2 protein-coding genes are annotated in these 2869 nt (G+C 61.8%); both read right to left on the bottom strand.

The features are described from left to right. Positions 1–109: 109 nt before the first annotated feature. Positions 110–2035 (bottom strand): selenocysteine-specific translation elongation factor, encoded by a 1926-nt coding sequence (gene selB, locus RSF91_RS19730; protein WP_332569994.1) that lies wholly within the window; start codon positions 2033–2035, stop codon positions 110–112. Between the two features lie 99 nt (positions 2036–2134). Further along, positions 2135–2869 (bottom strand): L-seryl-tRNA(Sec) selenium transferase (gene selA / locus RSF91_RS19735; RefSeq protein WP_332569995.1); only part of this gene is annotated, 735 nt, incomplete at its 5' end.

The following is a 2869-nucleotide window of genomic DNA, read 5'->3' on the forward strand; positions in this document are numbered from 1 at the left end:
TACGCCCGGGTCAGGGGACACTCGACTTCAAATTGATTTGTGCAACAACGCCATTTGATAGTGCAAACCGCAGGTGCTGCATGGGCTCCAGCCCTGTGCAGTATTCAGCTCAATGCGCTGCGCTTTTCCATTGCACATCGGGGCGCAGCAGGTGGGCATCACGTACGCGGCGCGTGTAGCCGATGCGGTCGAAGAATTCGAGGATCTGAATGGCGCGCTTGCGGCCAAGGCCCGTGGCGTCTCGGAAGGCGCTGGCTTCCACTTCACCATTGCGGGTTTGAGCAGCGATGTCAGTGGTCAAGGCTGCCAGCTCATCCATGCGGGCGGGCGCATAGAACAAGTCTTTGACGACCTGAAACAGCAGGCCTTGGCGTGAGAGCTTTTTCAGTAGCTGTCGCACCACTTCTTCACCCGCACTATGGTCGCGGGCCAAGTCACGCACCCAGGGTGGGTCGAAGCGGGCTGCAGCAATGGCGGGCAGCAGTTGCTCGGCCAAGGCTTGCTCGGCACTGCTGAGCTGGATGGTGTGCTGCGGCAGGTGCAGCCAGGCCCCTGTGCTGCTGAGCTGTTTTTGCGCCAGCAGCGCATCGACGAGACCTTGATAAAGCGCGTCGTAGCCAGAATTTTGCAGGCCGGGCAGAGCCATGCGTCGCAGGCGGGCGGAGTTGACGCCGGGCTCATCGGGGGATTTTTCGTGAAAGCGGGAAAGGCTCTCTACCACCTGCGTTTGCAACTGCTGCCAGCGCTGCTCACCCAGTACCAGTGCATCGCCATTGGCGACGGGCAGCTGGATGGTGCGGGCAATGGTTGTGTCATTCAGCGCATGGCCGCTGAGGCGTATGAGTTGCGAGCGGGCAATGCCGTGCGGGGCTTGCGCCACCAATGCAGAGAAGTCATGGCGCGTGATGAGCTGTTCCATGGCGTCGAGATAGGCCATGCGCTCGGGGCTGCGGCGTTTGCGGGCCGGGGCGTAGGGGTCAAGAACCATGCCGCCCGCGATGGTGTGGCTGGCTTGGGCGTTACGCAGAATCAGGCGGTCGCCGGGGAGGGCGAAGACGGGCGCATCCAGCACCAGTTGCACGCGGGCCTCGGTGCCCGGTTCTATGGATTCGTCTTGCAGCAGGGCGACATGGCCGGTGGTGCGCTTGGTGCCCAGATGAATATGCACGGGCGTCCATTGCGCAAGGGCGGGGGCTTCGCTGAGCAGGTGCAGATGGATATCCAGACGGTCGGTGGCCTGTAGCAGGCGCGGGTCCATGATCCAGTCGCCGCGCTCGATATCTTCTTTGGCAAGGCCTGCGATGTTGAGGGCGCAGCGCTGACCGGCCACACCAATGTCACTGCTCTGGTTTTGTGCATGAATACTGCGCACACGCACGGACTGGCCGCTTGCCGAGTGCACCAGCGTATCGCCCACTTTGACCTGTCCGTTGAAGACGGTGCCGGTGACCACGGTACCCTGACCGGGCAGTGTGAACACGCGGTCGACGGCGAGTCTGAACAGGCCATCCTTCGGGCGGGCACTCATCATCTGAGCTTGCACATGCAGGTGCTCGCGCAGCGCCTGCACGCCTGCATTGCCTGGCTGAGCGGCATTGGTTTCAAAGATGGGACTGTCGGCCAGCGCGGTGACGGCGAGGATGGCTGTGATTTCACGGCGGACATCGAGCAAGCGCTCGGGCAGAACGCGGTCGGCCTTGGTGAGTGCCACGGTGCCGCGCTTGACGCCCAGCAGCTGCAGAATTTCAAGGTGCTCAATGGTCTGGGGCATCACGCCGTCATCGGCGGCGACGACGAGCAAGGCGTGGTCAATGCCTACGGCACCAGCGGCCATGGTGTGCACGAATTTTTCGTGGCCGGGCACATCGATGATGCCCAGTACATCGCCATTGGGCAGGGGGCTGTAGGCGTAGCCCAGCTCGATGGAAATGCCGCGGGCTTTCTCTTCCTTGAGGCGGTCAGTTTCCACTCCGGTGAGGGCGCGAACCAAGGTGGTTTTGCCGTGGTCGATATGGCCTGCGGTTCCGATAATCATGAGTGTCAGTCTTATTTTGATAGCTGCTAGCGCTTATACATCAAGCGCTGCAAGGCATTTTTATATCAAGTTCTCAGTGGGCGCAGGCCCAGAGCTGTTTCAGGCCAGTTGTGCAAGCTGCTCGACAAACAGGGCCTGCGCAGCGCTTTCAAGACAGCGCAGGTCCAGCCAGAAAGCGTCGTCATGCAGGCGGCCAATAACAGGGCGGGGCAGGGCGCGAAAGCGTGCTTCGAGCTGGGTGAGCTGGCGGCCTGCCTGCTTGCCACTTGCCGGATACATCTTCAGACCAAAGCTGGGCAGGTTTTCAACGGGAAGGGCGCCGCTGCCAATCTGGCTGTTCATGGCGGCAGTTTCCACCACAAAGCCTTGGCCCAGCGCTTGCTGCAGCAGCGGCAACAAGTTTTCAGCCTGCGCCTGCATGTCGGCTGCCTTGCGGGTGAAGAGGCGCAGCGTGGTCAGTTCTTCAGCCAGCTTTTCGGGATTGAGGTACAGGCGCAGCGTGGGCTCTAGCGCGGCCAGCGTGATCTTGCCTACGCGCAGGGCGCGTTTGAGGGGGTTCTTCTTGATCTGGGCAATCAACTCCTTCTTGCCCACGATGATGCCGGCCTGCGGGCCACCCAGCAGTTTGTCGCCGCTGAAGGTGACGATGTCGGCGCCGGACTCCACAGTCTCGCGCACGGTCACTTCATAGGGCAGTCCCCAGTCGCGCATGTCGATCAGGGTGCCGCTGCCCAGGTCCACGATCATGGGCAGTTGGTGGTCGTGCGCAATGCCTGCCACATCGGCGTCGCTGACGGCTTTGGTAAAGCCGGTGATGGCGTAGTTGCTGCAATG

The sequence above is a fragment of the Comamonas sp. genome (genome assembly GCF_036643215.1).
In the GTDB taxonomy this organism is placed as follows: Bacteria; Pseudomonadota; Gammaproteobacteria; order Burkholderiales; family Burkholderiaceae_C; genus Comamonas.